We start from the raw sequence: 16063 nt of genomic DNA, 5'->3' as shown, positions 1-16063 counted from the left end.
GTACCGTACCGTGAATCATATTCGTCTTTCGCCGGTGGCCGCATGACGCGGCCGTCGTCTTACTAACATCAGCATTGCCCCAAAGGGGTGCCGGAGCATCATCCATGAAAACGCTATTCTTGCAGGCCCCGTCGTATGACGGTTTCGATGGCGGAGCCGGGTCGCGCTATCAGGCCAAGCGCGAAATCCGCTCGTTCTGGTATCCGACTTGGCTCGCGCAGCCCGCGGCGCTCGTGCCTGGCAGCCGCGTGCTCGATGCGCCGGCCGATGGCTTGTCCGTCGAAGAAACGTTGAAAATCTGCGACGGCTACGATCTCGTCATCATCCATACGAGCACGCCGTCGTTCCCGACCGATGCGCTCTTTGCGGAGGACCTCAAGAAGCGCAAGCCGTCCGTGCTCGTCGGCATGGTGGGCGCGAAGGTGATGGTCGATCCGCACAACTCGCTCACGGCCACCGAAGCGATCGATTTCGTTTGCCGCGAGGAGTTCGACTTCACCTGCAAGGAACTCGCCGAAGGCAAGCCGTTCGCCGAGATCAAGGGCCTCTCGTGGCGTGCGAAGGACGGCTCGATCGAGCACAACGAAGCGCGTCCTATCCTCGAGAACATGGACGAGTTGCCGTTCGTCGCGCCGATCTACAAGCGCGATCTGAAGATCGACAACTATTTCATCGGCTACCTGAACTACCCGTACGTGTCGATCTACACGGGCCGCGGCTGCAAGTCGCGCTGCACGTTCTGCCTGTGGCCGCAGACGGTCAGCGGCCACCGCTACCGGACGCGCTCGGTCGAGAACGTGCTCGAAGAGGCGAAGTGGATCCGCGACAACATGCCGGAAGTCAAGGAACTCATGTTCGATGACGACACGTTCACCGACGACTTGCCGCGTGCCGAAGCGATCGCGATCGGTCTCGGCAAGCTCGGCATGACGTGGTCGTGCAATGCGAAGGCGAACGTGCCGTACAAGACGCTCAAGGTCATGAAGGAAAACGGCCTGCGTCTTTTGCTCGTCGGCTTCGAATCGGGCGACGACCAGATCCTCGTGAACATCAAGAAGGGCGTGCGCACCGATTTCGCGCGCCGCTTCAGCGCGGACTGCAAGAAGCTCGGCATCAAGATCCACGGCACGTTCATCCTCGGCCTGCCGGGCGAAACGAAAGAGACGATCAAAAAGACGATCGAGTACGCGAAGGAAATCAACCCGCACACGATCCAGGTTTCGCTCGCCGCGCCTTATCCGGGCACGACGCTCTACAAGCAAGCCGTGGAGAACGGCTGGATGGAAGAGAACAAGACGATCAACCTCGTGAGCAAGGAAGGCGTGCAGCTCGCGGCGATCGGCTATGCGCATCTGTCGCGCGACGAGATCTATCACCATCTCGAGCAGTTCTATAAGCAGTTCTACTTCCGCCCGTCGAAGATCTGGGAGATCGTGCGCGAGATGCTGACGAGCTGGGACATGATGAAGCGCCGTCTGCGCGAAGGCGTCGAGTTCTTCCGCTTCCTGCGGGCGCACGAGGCGTAAGACCGTGACACGCTCGGGCCGTCGCGCCCTGATCGTCACGGCGGACGATTTCGGGCTGCATCCGCGCGTGAACGCCGGTATCGAGCGTGCGCATCGCGAGGGCGTGCTGAAGGCCGCGAGCCTCATGGTGGCCGCACCGGCGGTGCAAGACGCGGTGGCGCGTGCCCGTGCATTGCCGAGCCTGCGGGTCGGGCTGCACCTCGTCCTCGCCGATGGGCCGGCCATGCTGCCGGCCGATCGGATTCGCGCGCTCGTCGGGCCCGATGGGCGGTTCGGCGATGCGATGGTGCGCGACGGCTTTCGTTTCTTTTTTCTGCCGGGCGTGCGCCGCGCGCTCGCGCGCGAGATACGCGCCCAATTCGAAGCATTCGCCCGAACGGGTTTGCCGCTCGATCACGTCAACGCTCACAAGCACTTCCATTTGCATCCGACGGTTCTCTCGCTCGTGCTTTCGATCGGGCGGGAGTTCGGCCTGCGTGCCGTGCGGCTGCCGTTCGAGGCCAACGCGCCGTGGTGGCTGAAACCGTGGATCGGCCTCATGCGCGCGCGGCTCACGCGCGCCGGCATCGCTTACAACGACTACGTCGTGGGCATCGAGCACACGGGCGGGATGGACGAAGCCGCGATGCTCGACGCATTGGCGCGGATGCCGGCCGAGGGCATCGGCGAAATTTACAGTCACCCGGCGGAAGCGGGAGACGGCCCCATTACCGATTCGATGCACGCCTATCGCCACGTCGACGAACTCCATGCGCTGCTTTCGCCGCGCGTGGCCGAGGCGATCGCGAAGGCGGGGCTCGTGTGCGGCGGATTCGCCGATGTGTTCGGCGGCGGCTTCGATGCGCGAGGCACGGGCGATGCGAGTCATCGCCATGACGCCACACGAGGAGGCGCGCCGCTATGACGAAATGGCTGAAATGGGCCGGCTGGCCCATCGGTATTGCGCTCATCATCGCGCTCGTCGTGCGCAACGGTGCGGCCGACGTCGTCCACGTCATCGGCCAGGCCGGGTTCGCGCTGCTCTGGCTCGTGCCGTTTCATGCGATACCGCTGCTGTTCGACGCCTACGGCTGGCGCATTTTGCTGCGCGGCCGCGCGCCGCTCGCGTTTCTCTGGTGGATCGCCACGGTGCGCGAGGCCGTGAGCCGGTTGCTGCCCGTGCTTGCGGTGGGCGGCGAGATCGTCGGCATTCGGCTCGCGCGGTGGCGCGTGCGCGATGCGAGTGTCGTGAGCGCATCGGTGATCGTCGAAGTGCTCATCACGATTGCCGTGCAGTATGCTTTCTCGGCGCTCGGCGTTGTCCTGATTCTGGCGGCGACCGGAGGAGGGCACGCGAAGACGGTCGGGCTCGCGCTCGTGCTGTCGCTGCCGTTGCCCATTGTGGCGGCGCTGCTGTTGCGCCGCGGCGGCGTGTTTCACGCGATCGAACGATTCGCCGCGCGTGCGCTCGGCGGCGAGCATCGGTTCTTGCAAGGCATCGACGGCGCGCGGCTCGATGCCCAGATCGATGCGTTGATGACGCGCACCGGCGTGCTCGTCAGTGCATTCGTCTGGCAATTCGCCGGCTATCTCATCGGCGCGTTGGAAACCTACTGGGCGTTGGCGCTGCTGGGGCACCCGGTGTCGGCGGGCGGCGCGATTGCTATCGAAGCGCTGACGCAGGCCGTTCGGCATGCCGCATTCATGGTGCCCGCAGGCCTCGGCGTGCAGGAGGTGGCGGTGGTGCTGCTCGCCCAGATGTTCGGCATCGACCGCGAGGTGGGGCTCTCCCTTGCGCTCGTGAAACGGATGCGCGAGGTTATTTTTGGCTGCATCGCCCTCGGTTCTTGGCAACTCGCGGAGCTCGCGCGTGCCCGTCGCCGTTTGCCGGCCGCGGCTGCTTCTGCTTCTGCACTTGCCCGGCCGCCAGCCGGCGAACGCAGAGCCGGCGTGGGGGCGCCCGAGAACGGCAAAGCGCGTAATCCCGATTTCGTCGATTGAACCCCACATCGCTCGCGAGTGCCCATGACGGGTACCCGCGCTTCGGCTAGGGGTGACCGCCATGTGCGCTCCCACGTGCGCTCAATTCCTCGGGTAAAAGAAAATCGTGCTGTCGCTTTCATCGGCCGGGACCCACTCGTCCAGACAGGCATGAGCCCCGCAGATGGCGGCATACGGCGTTCCTGGCCTGGCGAATCGAGTGTTCAGTGCAATTCTCGTACGTCCATGCATTTCCATTTGGGGATCCAAGCTGTACAGCATCATATAACTCAGTGTGCGACCCGCTGCTCGAGTCGAAGTGATATTCCATACGACGTGTTTGGGTTCGTCCTGGCATCCCGAACGAAGGTTATCTCCAAAGGCCAATCTCACGTTTGCGGTTTCACCAGGGGGTAGAACGACAAAATCGGGTGTCACGGCGGCCACGCATTGGCGCTCACGAAGATGCTCGCTCAATGTCAGTGTTTCCATTCCTTCGGTGTTGTCGAGTTTGATCAGATGGCCGGTCGATTGTGCGGACGGTGAAAGCGTTTCAGCTTCGTCCGCGTGGAAAGCGCGCCGGGCTACCGGGCTTCCGGCGGCGGGCAAGCTCGCAGCGGCATGCGTCGCAGCTAGGCAGGCAAGCGCGAGGGCGATAATTGCCGGCGCGCAATTCGTTTTGAGTGATAGGCGGAATTTCACGATTCGTTCTCTCCCAGATAGCGTTTGCGTTCTGCGTCGCGTTAATTGATGCGACGATGAGGGCGACGGAAGCGGAAGCGTCGCATTTCGCGCGGCGAAGCGGTAGGTCATTCGGTCTGGTTTTTTATTGAACGTGCTGAAAGACCGATGGGTGTGCCGCACGAGTATGCCGTTTCGATGTCCGTTCGGCATCGCACGTTGTTCGAGAAACGGGTGTCGTGAGCTTCCCTATGAAGGTAAACACGCTTTGCGCTCGAGCGAAGTCTCGTCCTACATTACAGGCACCGGACACGTCATATCGAATTACATCGACACCGATTGAAGGCAGGACGACGCAGCGCAGCGCCGGCTACGGGGGGCGAACGAACGTCACGTGCATCGCACGGGCGGGCGGACGCGAGCCAAAGACGCAGCGCAAGGGACGACGTCGTTCCGCCGGTGCCCGGTCTTTTGCCGACCACTTTTGCGTCGCGCGCCATGATGATTGCCGGCCGTTCACTGCGCGTGACGGCCGGTTCTGTTTTTGGGGCGCCGATCTTTCCCGCCAGGCGCCGGGGTAACCGGTTCTCGAGTTCGCGCGACGGACGAAGCCCGCAACGCCGCGCATTCAAATATCGAAAAAGCGACGCGAAACTTGCGCAATCGCTTCGCCGCGCTCGCCGTGCCATGCGCACCGGATCTCGCCCAGCGGCGCATCAAGCGCCCGTTCAGGCGCATCCGTGTTGAATGCTGCATTGCAGCAATCGAACTTCCGGTGTTTGAAGAAAAGAATTTCGCTTGCGACTATCCGCCCGCTGCCGATGCTAGGCAATCACAATTGAAGAAGGAGACGCCCGTGTTTCTTTACGGCTTCGGCCCGATCCTCCTCGCCGGCACGATCAAGACGATCGAATTGTCGGTGCTCTCGCTTGCCGTATCGGTGCTGCTCGGGCTGGTGGGCGCGGTGGCCAAGCTCTCGCGCAATCGCGTCGTCTCGGGCACCGCCACGCTCTACACGACGCTGATCCGTTCGGTGCCCGATCTCGTGCTGATGCTGCTGCTGTTCTACAGCATCCAGATCGCCGTCAACCAGATGACCGATGCGCTCGGGATCGACCAGATCGACATCGATCCGTTCGCGGCTGGTGTCGTCACGCTCGGTTTCATCTATGGGGCGTATTTCACGGAGACGTTTCGGGGCGCGTTTCTCGCCGTCCCGCGCGGCCAATTGGAGGCCGGCAGCGCATATGGGATGAGCGGCATGCGCGTGTTTGCCCGCATCTTGTTTCCGCAGATGATGCGCTTCGCGCTGCCCGGCATCGGCAACAACTGGCAGGTGCTCGTGAAGGCGACGGCGCTCGTGTCGATCATCGGCTTGGCCGATGTCGTCAAGGCCGCGCAGGACGCCGGCAAGAGCACGTTCAACATGTTTTTCTTCATCCTCGTCGCGGCGCTGATTTATCTAGCTATCACCACGGTGTCGAACGTCGTGCTGCTGTGGCTCGACAAGCGCTACTCGATCGGCGTGCGTCACGCCGAACTTTGAGGAGAGCCCCGCTCATGATCGAAATTCTTTCGCAATACGGCCGCGCGTTCCTCTACTACGACGGGCAGGGGCCGTCGGGCCTCGCCGTGACGCTGTGGCTGCTCGTCGCCTCTCTTCTCATCGGCTTTTGCATGGCCGTGCCATTGGCCGTGGCCCGCGTGTCCAAGAACCGCTGGCTGTCGACGCCCGTGCGCTGCTATACGTATGTCTTTCGCGGCACACCGCTTTACGTGCAGTTGCTGCTGATTTACAGCGGTGTCTACAGCCTAGCGTTCGTCCGCGCGCATGCCGTGCTCAACGAATTTTTCCGCAGCGGCCTGCATTGCGCGATTCTGGCGTTCGGGCTCAATACCGCGGCCTATACGACCGAAATTTTCGCCGGCGCGATCCGTTCGATCTCGCACGGCGAAGTGGAGGCGGCACGGGCCTACGGCATGGGCAAATGGACCATGTATCGCCGCATCATCTTGCCTTCGGCACTGCGCCGCGCATTGCCGTTGTACAGTAACGAGGTCATCTTGATGCTGCATGCGACGACGGTGGCCTTCACGGCGACGGTGCCCGACATCCTGAAGGTGGCGCGCGATGCCAATTCGGCCACCTACATGTCGTTCCAAGCCTTCGGGATCGCCGCGCTCATTTATCTTGCGGTATCGTTCGCACTCGTCGCGGCGTTCCGGCGGGCAGAGCGGCACTGGCTCGCGTACCTGGCCGTCGCTCGGCATTAGAGCGGCACTGCAAGCGGCATCGAAGCCGGCACGATTCAAACGCCATCGATTTATACGGGAGAGCATGGTGCTCCAAGCGACTTCTCAATCCGCCGCCGCCAAGCTCGCGGCGCTCGACATCCACAAGCGCTACGGCGACAACGAGGTGCTCAAAGGCGTGACGCTGACGGCGAAAGCCGGCGACGTCATCAGCATCATCGGCGCCAGCGGCTCGGGCAAGAGCACGTTTTTACGCTGCATCAACTTTCTCGAGCGGCCGAACGCGGGCAGCATCGTCGTCGACGGCGAAACGGTACGCACGAAAACCGACCGTGCGGGCAATCTCGAAGTGGCCGATCACAAGCAGTTGCAGCGTATCCGCACGAAGTTGTCGATGGTGTTCCAGCACTTCAATCTCTGGGCGCACATGAACGTGCTCGAGAACGTGGTCGAAGCGCCTGTGCACGTGCTCGGGCTCTCGAAGCGCGAGGCCGAGGAGCGCGCGCGCATGTATTTGGAGAAGGTCGGCCTAGCACCGCGCCTCGAAAAACAGTATCCGTCGCATCTGTCGGGCGGGCAGCAGCAACGCGTGGCCATTGCGCGTGCGCTGGCGATGAACCCGGACGTCATGCTGTTCGACGAGCCCACGTCGGCGCTCGATCCCGAACTCGTGGGCGAAGTGCTGAAGGTCATGCAGAAACTCGCCGAGGAAGGACGCACGATGATCGTCGTGACGCACGAGATGGGCTTCGCGCGCAACGTGTCGAACCATGTGATGTTCCTACATCAGGGCCGCACCGAGGAAGAGGGCGATCCGGCCGTCGTGCTGACCCAGCCCCGGAGCGAACGCTTGAAGCAGTTTCTCTCAGGCAGCCTGAAGTAACGGTAGCAGCATGCGAGGCAGGGCTGACACACTCAATCGGATCGGCGCATCGCGCGAGCGCTGCGTCGCGCACGGGGGCTGAGCGATGGCGCGCGTGCAAGCCGGCCCGGGCCGAACGACGCAAGTGGCGATCGTCGCATTGCCGCCCGTTTCGATGTCGGGCATCGCCCCGATCGTCGATGCGCTGCGCCTGGCCAACGATATCGACGCTCGTGCGCTCTACCGCTGGCAAATCCTGTCCTGGGACGGGCGTGCCGTTCCGCTTTCGGGCGGTGCCGCGTTGCCGGCCGACGAAGCGTTCGGCGATGGGGTGTCGTGTGATTGGCTCATCGTCGTCGCGGAACGGTTTCAGCAGTTCGCCGATTATCGGATGTTCCTCGCGTCGCTGGCGCGCGTGGGGCAGCGCACGCCGCTCGTCACCGGGATTCACCACGGCGTTTGGTGGCTCGCGATGGCGGGGCAGCTCTCGGGTTATCGCGTGAGCGTCAATTGGGAGACGTATCAGCAGTTCACCGAGCAATTCGAGCGCTCGATCGTCACGCAGCAGATCTTCGAGATCGATCGCGACCGCGCCACTTGCGCGGGCGGCATGGCGAGCGTCGATTTCATGCTGGCCATGATCGCGCGCGAGCATGGCCCCGAGCTTGCCGAGCGCATCGCGGACGCGTTCGGCGTGGGCGTGCTGCGCTCGGGCGAGGAACGCCAGCGCATTCCTTACGTCACCGCTCCGGGCGAGCGGCATCCGCGCTTGAACGATGCGCTGCAGTTGATGGAGGCGAATATCGAAGACCCATTGACGACCGACGACATCGCGGGCCTCGTCGGCGTCTCGCGGCGGCAACTCGAGCGGCTGTTTCGTCAGTATTTAGGGTCCATGCCGTCGAAGTATTACCTGGGCTTGAGGCTTGCCAAAGCGCGCATGCAATTGCAGCGCACGAGCAAATCGATCGTGCAAGTCAGCCTCGCCTGCGGGTTTTCGTCGGCTGCTCATTTTTCGAACGCCTACCGCGAGCGCTTCGGCGTGACCCCGCGCGAGGAACGGCGCAATTGGATCGCCAAGCAGCACGGAGCAGGCGTGGCTTATGCGGGCGAGCCGCGTGCGGGGGCGCTGATCGAGCCGCCGAGCGACGCAGATCGAAGCTGAACTGGGCTGCACTGGGCTGAACGGGCGCAGGGGCCGAACGTGGCTGGCGAACGCGATAGATCGCGTCGCGCCCAAGCAAGACGCCGTGCCGAAACGTTTTCTAAACTAACGCTTATTGCCCTTGCAAGGGGACCTGGCGCGAAGCGGCGGGTCCGAGGGCACCCACACACCCGAAGAGGACCCGCCATGAACGATTTCGCTGTGAACCGCCAGACTTTCGACGAAGTCATGGTGCCGGTATTTTCGCCGGCGTCTTTCGTGCCCGTTCGCGGCGAAGGCTCGCGCGTCTGGGATACGCAGGGCCGCGACTACGTCGATTTCACGGGCGGCATCGCCGTGACGGGCTTGGGTCATGCCCACCCGGCGCTCGTGCGCGTGTTGCGCGAGCAGGGCGAGACGCTTTGGCACGTCAGCAATGCCTACACGAACGAGCCCGTACTGCGCCTGGCCAAGCGGCTCGAATCGCTGACGTTCGCCGATCGCGCGTTCTTCGCCAATTCGGGCGCCGAAGCGAACGAAGCGGCGCTCAAGCTCGCGCGCCGCGTGGCGATCGAGCGCCATGGTCCCGAGAAGATCGAAATCGTCTCGTTCAAGCAGTCGTTCCACGGCCGCACGTTCTTCACGGTCAGCGTGGGCGGCCAGCCGAAGTACGCGGAAGGCTTCGGCCCGGTGCCGGCGGGCATCGTGCATCTGCCCTACAACGACATCGAGGCGGCACGCGCCGCGATCGGCCCGAAAACCTGTGCCGTCATCGTCGAGCCGATGCAGGGAGAAGGCGGCGTGATTCCGGGCGATCCGGCGTTTCTGCGCGCGCTGCGCGAGGCCTGCGATGCCCACGGCGCCCTGTTGATTTTTGATGAAGTCCAAACGGGCGTCGGCCGCACCGGTTCGTTCTACGCCTATATGGAGACGGGCGTGACGCCCGACATTCTGACGACGGCCAAGGCGCTCGGCAACGGCTTTCCGATCGGCGCGATGTTGACGACGAGCGATATCGCCGCGCACTTCAAGGTCGGCGTGCACGGCACCACCTACGGCGGCAACCCGCTGGGCGCGGCCGTTGCCGACAAAGTCGTCGAGCTCGTCAGCGATCCGGCGCTGCTCGAGGGCGTCAAGCAACGCGGCACGCGGATCCGCGCCAAGCTTGCCGCGCTCAATGAGCGCTTCAACTTGTTCAAGGAGGTTCGCGGCAAGGGGCTGTTGATCGGCGCCGAGTTGACGGCCGCGTACGAGGGCCGAGCCAAGGATTTCGTGAATGCCGCGGCCGCGCACGGCGTGATGCTGTTGATTGCAGGGCCCAACGTCTTGCGCTTCGCGCCTTCGCTCGTGATTCCGGACGCCGACCTCGACGAAGGCTTCGCACGGCTTGCGAAGGCGATCGGCGAAGTCGTCGGCGCCACGGCCGACGCGCAAGCGCGCTAAGCCTTCATCGTTCAAGGACCTACGATGCTCTTCGTTCGCCCAGGCAGGCTGTCCGATCTCGATGCGCTCGCCCAGATGGCGCTGGCGGCGCGCCCCGTGCTGCACTCGCTGCCGCACGATCGGCACGAGCTCGAAGCGCGCATCGCGCTGTCGGAAGACTCGTTTCGCGCCGATGTCGATTTTCCTGGCGAGGAGGTCTATCTCTTCGTGCTCGAGGACGGTGCGACCGGCAAGCTGCTCGGCACGGCCAGCATCGTGGCCGCCGCGGGCTACGCCGAGCCGTTCTACGTGTTTCGCAACGATGCACTGATTCACGCCTCGCGCGAACTGCACGTCAATCGCAAGATCCACGCGCTGACGATGTCGCACGAGCTCACGGGCATGAGCCGTCTCGCGGGTTTTTACCTCGATCGGTCGTCGACCGGCGCGGGCGATGCGGCGGCCCATCTGCTCGCGCGGGCGCGGATGATGTACATCGCGGCGAACCGTCGCCGCTTCACGCCGGAAGTGTTCTCGCTGCTGCTCGGCGTGACGGACGAAGCGGGCACCTCACCGTTCTGGGAGGCCGTGGGGCGTAAGTTCTTCGGCCGTGATTTCGCGCAGATCGAGATTGCCTCGGGCGGGCGCAGCCGCACGTTCATCGCCGAGGTCATGCCGACCTATCCGCTGTACGTGCCGCTGTTGCCCGAAGCGGCGCAGCGCGTGATCGGCGAGCCGAACGCGAAAGCGCTGCTTTCATACGACATTCACCTCGAAGAGGGTTTCGAGCCCGATCGCTTCGTCGACATCTTCGATGCGGGCCCCGTACTGACGGCGCAGGTCGATCGCAGCGCCTGCGTCACGTTCAACGAGGTGCGCACGGTGCGCGAGGCCGGCGCTCAGGCTGCCGCGGATTCGCGTGCGTATCTCGTCTCGAGCCACCGCGACGGCGATTTCCGCTGCGTCCTTGCCGAGCTGCCGCCCGATCGCGCGAGCGATGCGCCACTCTCCGGCGGCATACGCGCGGCGCTCGACGTCGTGCACGGCGATACGGTGCGCTGCGTGCCGCTGCACCGCGGCGCTTCGGCGTCGCAGCAGGCCGGCGCGGAAGCGCCGTATGACGGCGATGCCTACGTGCATGCCCGCGATGCGTCCGCCGGATCCTTTTCGAATCAACCATCGACACAACCGGGAGATCGGCGATGATCGTCGTTCGTGCCGTCAAGACAGACGACCTCGACGCGCTGGTGTCGCTCGCCCAGGAAACGGGCCCGGGGCTCACGACGTTCAAGCCCGACCGCGACGCGCTGGCGGCCCGGATCGAGCGCGCGCAGCGAACGATGCAAGGGCGCGCGCCGGCCCATGAGGCAGGCTACTTCTTCGTGATGGAGGACACCGCTACGGGCGACGTCGCGGGCGTGTGCGGCATCGAGGTGCAAGTCGGGCTCGAGCAGCCGTTCTACAACTACCGCGTGAGCACGGTCGTGCACGCGAGCCAGGAGCTCGGTGTCTGGACCAAGATGTCGTTGCTGAACATTTCGCACGATCTCACGGGGTATGCGGAGGTCTGCTCGCTGTTCCTATCGCCGCGTTATCGGGCCCACGGCGTGGGTGGCCTGCTGTCGCGCTCGCGCTTCATGTTCGTGGCGCAGTTCCGCGAGTGTTTCCCCGAGCGCCTGTGCGCCGAGCTGCGCGGCCACTTCGATGCCGACGGCACGTCGCCGTTCTGGCGCGCGGTCGGCAGCCACTTCTATCAGATCGACTTCAACGCAGCCGACTATCTCAGTGCGCACGGGCGCAAGTCGTTCCTCGCCGAGTTGATGCCGCGCTATCCGGTGTACGCCGACCTGCTGCCGAGCGAAGCGCAAGCGGTGATCGGGATCACGCATCGCGACACCGCGCCGGCGCGCAAGATGCTCGAAGCCGAGGGCCTGCGGTACCAGAACCACGTCGACATCTTCGATGCGGGCCCCGTCCTCGAATGCCACATCAACGACTTGCGCACCGTGCGCGAAAGCATGGTCGTGCCGGTCGTCATCGGTGAGGTCCAGGCGAGCGATGCCGGCGAGGGCGGCGGTGCGCGCTCGCTCGTGTCGAACACGTCGATGGAGGGCTTTCGCGTGGGGATCGCGCCAGGGGTAGTCGCGGACGGCGCCATGCGCCTGTCGCTCGACGACGCTGCCGCACTCGAAGTGCGTGAAGGCGATGTCGTCCGCGTATTCGGGCTGAGCAAAAAGAGTTGAAGGACAAGTGGATATGAGCGAACTTTTCATCGACGGACAGTGGCGTGAGGCTGGCGGCCCCGCGTTCGTATCGCGCAACCCGGGGACGGGTGCGGTGGTTTGGGAAGGCAAGAGCGCGTCGAGCGCCGATGTCGATCATGCCGTAGCGAGCGCGCGCCGTGCATTCGGCGCATGGTCGGCGTTGGCGCTCGAGGCGCGCATCGAGATCGTGCAGCGGTTCGCTGCGCGGTTGACCGAGCGCCGCGAGCAGATCGCTCATGCGATCGGGCGCGAAACGGGCAAGCCGCTTTGGGAGGCACGTACGGAAGTGGCGGCGATGGCGGCCAAGGTCGGCATTTCGGTCACGGCCTATCACGAGCGCACAGGCGAGAAGCGCGTGCCGATGGCGGACGGCACCGCGGTCCTGCGCCATCGTCCGCACGGGGTCGTGGCCGTGTTCGGCCCGTACAACTTTCCCGGTCATTTGCCGAACGGACATATCGTCCCGGCGTTGATCGCCGGCAACGCGGTGGTGTTCAAGCCGTCGGAGCTGGCCCCCGGCGTGGCGAGCGCGACCGTTGAAGTGTGGCGCGAGGCCGGGCTGCCGGCCGGTGTCCTCAACCTTGTGCAGGGCGAGCGGGATACGGGTGTCGCGCTCGCGAATCATCGGGGCATCGACGGGCTTTTCTTCACGGGTAGCTCCGATACGGGCACGTTGCTGCACAAGCAGTTCGGCGGCCGGCCCGAGATCATCCTCGCGCTCGAAATGGGAGGCAACAATCCGCTGATCGTGGCCGACGTCGACGATCTCGATGCTGCGGTTCACCATACGATCCAATCGGCCTATCTTTCGGCGGGCCAGCGCTGCACGTGCGCGCGCCGTATCTTCGTGCCGCGCGGCTCGTTCGGCGATCGCTTCCTTGCGCGCCTCACCGAGGTCACGTCGCGCATCGCCTACGGGCTCTACGACGCCGAGCCGCAGCCTTTCATGGGCGCCGTCGTTTCGGCGCGCGCGGCAGCGAAGCTCGTGGCCGCGCAGGCGCAGCTCGTTGGGGCCGGCGCACGGCCGCTTCTCGCAATGGAGCAGCGGGACGAGCGCCTCGGTTTCGTGAACCCCGCGATCCTCGACGTCACCGGCGTGCGCGAGTTGCCCGACGAAGAGCACTTCGGCCCGCTCGCGCAGATCGTGCGCTACGCCGATTTCGACGAAGCGATCGCACGCGCCAACGATACCGTGTATGGCTTGTCGGCCGGGTTGCTCGCGGACGACGAAGCGTTGTGGACGCAATTTCATCGCACGATTCGCGCGGGTATCGTCAACTGGAATCGGCCGACGAACGGGGCCTCGTCGGCGGCGCCGTTCGGCGGCACGGGCCGCTCGGGCAATCATCGCGCGAGCGCCTACTACGCAGCCGACTATTGCGCCTATCCGATGGCCTCCGTCGAAAGCGCTCAACTCACGATGCCCGGGAGCATTTCGCCGGGCCTTCAATTCTAAGGATCTAGCAAGGATCGACGATGCAAGCACGGGAAGCCAATTTCGACGGACTCGTAGGTCCGACGCACAACTACGCGGGCCTGTCGTTCGGGAACGTGGCGTCGCAGACGAACGAGAAATCGGTCGCCAATCCGCTCGCCGCCGCCAAGCAGGGTCTGCGCAAAATGAAGCAGTTGGCCGACCTCGGTTTCCTGCAAGGCGTGCTGCCGCCGCAGGAGCGCCCGTCGCTGCGCTTGCTGCGCGAGCTCGGGTTTTCAGGCTCCGATGCGGCCGTGATCGAGCGCGCGGCGAAGGATGCGCCCGAACTGCTGGCCGCGGCCAGTTCGGCCTCGGCAATGTGGACGGCCAATGCGGCGACGGTCAGCCCCTCGGCCGATACGCATGACGGCCGCGTGCATTTCACGCCGGCCAATCTCACGAGCAAGCTGCACCGCGCGATCGAGCACGAGGCGACGCGCCGCACGCTGTCGTCGATCTTCGCTGATCCGGCTCGCTTCGCGGTGCACGAGGCGCTGCCCGGTACGCCCGCGCTCGGCGACGAAGGCGCGGCGAACCATACGCGGTTTTGCGCGCAGTACGGTGAGCGCGGCGTCGAATTCTTCGTTTATGGGCGCAGCGAATATCGGCGCGGCTCCGAGCCCGTGCGCTATCCCGCGCGGCAAACGTTCGAGGCGAGCCGCGCCGTGGCGCAGCGGCACGGCTTGAGCGAAGAGGGGACGGTCTACGCACAGCAAAGCCCCGATGTCATCGACGCGGGCGTGTTCCACAATGACGTGATCGCGGTGGGCAATCGGCAAACGCTGTTTTGCCACGAGCGCGCGTTCGTGGCGCAAGCGGATGTCTACGATCAGTTGCGCTCACAACTATCTCGAACTGGCGCTCGGTTGAACGTCATCGAAGTGCCCGATGCGCGCGTGAGCGTGTCCGATGCGGTCTCATCGTATCTGTTCAACAGCCAGTTGCTCGCGCGCGCCGATGGCCGCGACATCCTCGTCGTGCCGCAGGAGTGCCGCGAGAACCCGCGAGTATCGGCCTATCTCGACGATCTCATGGCCGGCTCCGGGCCGATCGGGGAGGTGCTCGTGTTCGATTTGCGCGAAAGCATGAAGAACGGCGGCGGGCCTGCGTGCCTGCGCCTGCGCGTCGTGCTGAACGAAGCCGAGCGTCAGGCCGTGGCGGCGGGCGTGTGGATCGACGATGTGCTGTTCGCGCGGCTTGACGCCTGGATCGGCAAGCACTATCGCGATCGGCTGGCGCCGAGCGATCTCGCCGACCCGAAGCTGCTCGACGAATCGCGCACGGCGCTCGACGAGTTGACGCAAATTCTCGGCATCGGTTCGCTCTATGACTTCCAGCGCTGAATCGAAGCGGACCGCCGGCTCGCATTCGCCTGATGCTTCCCCCGCGGACGTGCGGCGCGCTGGAGGCGGCTCACCGCGGGCCGAGATGCCGGCGATGCTCGCCGATTTTTTGGCGTTCACGCTGGCCGGCTTGCGCCCGAGCATGGGGGATGCGCAGGGCGAGTGTGCCGGCGGCGTGCATTACCGGTGGCTCGAGGAGGGCGTGATGGAGTTCGCGCCCGCGTCTGCGGGCAGCCCCGATGCGAAGCCGGTCGGCAGCGTGTTGTTGTCCGCGGGCGTGCATGGCGACGAGACGGCTCCGATCGAGTTGCTGTCGCGGATGGTGGCCGATATCGCAAGCGGCGACGTGCCGCTTGCATGCCGAGTCGGTATCATCCTCGGCAACGTGACGGCGATGCGCGCAGGTTGCCGCTACGTCGATGATGATTTGAATCGGCTGTTCTGTGGCTGGTACGCGCAGTTGCCGCACAGCGGCGAGGCGGCGCGTGCGAGGCTGCTCGAGGCTGCGGCCAAGCACTTTTTCTCGGGCGCGGGCGATGTGGCGCATTCGCGCTGGCACATCGACATGCACACGGCGATTCGATCCTCGGTATTCGAGCGTTTCGCGTTGCTGCCGCACACGGGCAGGGCCCCTTCGCGAACGATGTTCGAATGGCTTGCCGATGCGCGCATCGAGGCCGTGTTGCTGCATACGGCAAAAGGCAATACGTATACGCATTTCACCGCCGAATCGTTCGGTGCGGACGCTTGCACGCTAGAACTCGGCAAGGTCATGCCGTTCGGCCGAAACGATCTGAGCCGTTTCAGCGGAGCTGATGCAGCGGTTCGTTCGTTGATCTCGGGTAACCGGTTCTCGGGCGCGCCGATGCCCCGGGTGTTCACGGTCATCGGGCAGATCACGAAGCAAAGCGAAGCATTCGCGTTGCACATGTCCGACGACGTCCCGAACTTCACGCCGTTTCGAAAAGGCACGGTGCTCGCGAGCGATGGGGATTATCGCTACGCCGTCACCCACGACGAAGAGCGGATCGTGTTTCCGAACCGGACGGTGAAGCCTGGCTTGCGCGCGGGGCTTGCCGTCGTCGAAACGACGCGGGAGACGATGGCTGGGTTGGCTCCGTAGAATGCGACGCCC

15 protein-coding genes are annotated in these 16063 nt (G+C 64.6%); 13 read left to right on the top strand and 2 right to left on the bottom strand.

Annotated features, from left to right (window positions below; genetic code table 11):
* Positions 1–104: 104 nt before the first annotated feature.
* The 3 genes from hpnJ to ACTHNZ_RS02575 are packed head-to-tail and all read left to right on the top strand — an operon-like array spanning position 105 to position 3506.
* Complete coding sequence (gene hpnJ / locus ACTHNZ_RS02585) at positions 105–1526, top strand: hopanoid biosynthesis associated radical SAM protein HpnJ (protein ID WP_440540924.1); 1422 nt, start codon at positions 105–107, stop codon at positions 1524–1526.
* 4 nt (positions 1527–1530) lie between these two features.
* A complete protein-coding gene (hpnK, locus tag ACTHNZ_RS02580; RefSeq protein WP_440540923.1) occupies positions 1531–2430 on the top strand; it encodes a hopanoid biosynthesis-associated protein HpnK in 900 nt (299 codons plus the stop codon).
* Positions 2427–3506: a lysylphosphatidylglycerol synthase domain-containing protein gene (locus tag ACTHNZ_RS02575; RefSeq protein WP_440540922.1), complete on the top strand. Its 1080-nt coding sequence runs from the start codon at positions 2427–2429 to the stop codon at positions 3504–3506. Before hpnK ends, ACTHNZ_RS02575 begins: the two co-directional genes overlap by 4 nt.
* Before the next feature lie 81 nt (positions 3507–3587).
* Here ACTHNZ_RS02575 and ACTHNZ_RS02570 read toward each other — a convergent pair whose 3' ends face one another.
* Together ACTHNZ_RS02570 and ACTHNZ_RS02565 are read right to left on the bottom strand one after the other, a co-directional pair.
* Positions 3588–4187, bottom strand: coding sequence for a hypothetical protein (locus ACTHNZ_RS02570; protein WP_440540921.1), 600 nt, complete (start codon positions 4185–4187; stop codon positions 3588–3590).
* A 607-nt stretch (positions 4188–4794) separates the two neighbouring features.
* Complete coding sequence (locus ACTHNZ_RS02565; RefSeq protein WP_440540920.1) at positions 4795–4998, bottom strand: hypothetical protein; 204 nt, start codon at positions 4996–4998, stop codon at positions 4795–4797.
* 24 nt (positions 4999–5022) lie between these two features.
* Here ACTHNZ_RS02565 and ACTHNZ_RS02560 point away from each other — a divergent pair, with 24 nt between their 5' ends.
* The 10 genes from ACTHNZ_RS02560 (at position 5023) to astE (ending at position 16051) form a co-directional block, all read left to right on the top strand.
* On the top strand, positions 5023–5712 hold the full coding sequence (locus ACTHNZ_RS02560) for an ABC transporter permease (protein WP_440541017.1): 690 nt from the start codon (positions 5023–5025) through the stop codon (positions 5710–5712).
* Positions 5713–5726: 14 nt separating this feature from the next.
* A complete protein-coding gene (locus tag ACTHNZ_RS02555; RefSeq protein WP_440540919.1) occupies positions 5727–6440 on the top strand; it encodes an ABC transporter permease in 714 nt (237 codons plus the stop codon).
* A gap of 64 nt (positions 6441–6504) precedes the next feature.
* Positions 6505–7302, top strand: a complete 798-nt coding sequence (locus ACTHNZ_RS02550; RefSeq protein ID WP_440540918.1) for an ABC transporter ATP-binding protein — start codon at positions 6505–6507, stop codon at positions 7300–7302.
* An 85-nt stretch (positions 7303–7387) separates the two neighbouring features.
* Positions 7388–8446 carry a GlxA family transcriptional regulator gene (locus ACTHNZ_RS02545; protein ID WP_440540917.1) on the top strand — a complete coding sequence of 353 codons (1059 nt, stop codon included), beginning with the start codon at positions 7388–7390 and terminating at the stop codon, positions 8444–8446.
* A gap of 186 nt (positions 8447–8632) precedes the next feature.
* Positions 8633–9868: an aspartate aminotransferase family protein gene (locus ACTHNZ_RS02540; protein WP_440540916.1), complete on the top strand. Its 1236-nt coding sequence runs from the start codon at positions 8633–8635 to the stop codon at positions 9866–9868.
* Between the two features lie 24 nt (positions 9869–9892).
* Positions 9893–11053: an arginine/ornithine succinyltransferase subunit alpha gene (gene aruF, locus ACTHNZ_RS02535; RefSeq protein ID WP_440540915.1), complete on the top strand. Its 1161-nt coding sequence runs from the start codon at positions 9893–9895 to the stop codon at positions 11051–11053.
* A complete protein-coding gene (gene astA / locus ACTHNZ_RS02530) occupies positions 11050–12090 on the top strand; it encodes an arginine N-succinyltransferase (protein ID WP_440540914.1) in 1041 nt (346 codons plus the stop codon). Before aruF ends, astA begins: the two co-directional genes overlap by 4 nt.
* 13 nt (positions 12091–12103) lie before the next feature.
* On the top strand, positions 12104–13567 hold the full coding sequence (gene astD / locus ACTHNZ_RS02525) for a succinylglutamate-semialdehyde dehydrogenase (protein WP_440540913.1): 1464 nt from the start codon (positions 12104–12106) through the stop codon (positions 13565–13567).
* Between the two features lie 20 nt (positions 13568–13587).
* The gene (astB, locus tag ACTHNZ_RS02520; RefSeq protein WP_440540912.1) at positions 13588–14928 is read left to right on the top strand and encodes an N-succinylarginine dihydrolase; all 1341 of its coding nucleotides are present in this window, start codon (positions 13588–13590) and stop codon (positions 14926–14928) included.
* Between the two features lie 85 nt (positions 14929–15013).
* A complete protein-coding gene (gene astE / locus ACTHNZ_RS02515; protein WP_440540911.1) occupies positions 15014–16051 on the top strand; it encodes a succinylglutamate desuccinylase in 1038 nt (345 codons plus the stop codon).
* Positions 16052–16063: the final 12 nt, after the last annotated feature.

The sequence above is a fragment of the Trinickia sp. genome, from assembly GCF_051953955.1.
Lineage (GTDB): Bacteria > Pseudomonadota > Gammaproteobacteria > Burkholderiales > Burkholderiaceae > Trinickia.
Note: the sequence above shows the minus strand (reverse complement) of the source record. Positions and strands in the feature narration are given on the sequence as shown.